Genomic DNA, 214 nt, shown 5'->3' with positions numbered 1-214 from the left:
GGCACTGCCAACCGCACCATCACCAACGTGGCCGCCGGCCGCGTCAGCGGCACCAGCACCGATGCTATCAACGGCTCGCAGCTGTACGCGACCAACCAGGAAGTTGGCAAGCTCGACACCCGTATCGACGACATCGACAACGGCGCGGGCATCAAGTACTTCCACGCCAAGTCCACCCTGGCCGACTCTTCGGCCACCGGCACCGATTCGATCG

General features: G+C 64.5%; 1 protein-coding gene. It reads left to right on the top strand.

Annotation, left to right across the window (positions count from 1 at the left end; all coding sequences use genetic code 11):
* The coding region (locus JFY56_RS24295; RefSeq protein ID WP_208316825.1) for a hypothetical protein at positions 1–214 on the top strand (214 nt) is incomplete at both ends.

It is taken from the genome of Pseudomonas schmalbachii (assembly GCF_017589465.1).
In the GTDB taxonomy this organism is placed as follows: domain Bacteria; phylum Pseudomonadota; class Gammaproteobacteria; order Pseudomonadales; family Pseudomonadaceae; genus Pseudomonas; species Pseudomonas schmalbachii.
Note: the sequence above shows the minus strand (reverse complement) of the source record. Positions and strands in the feature narration are given on the sequence as shown.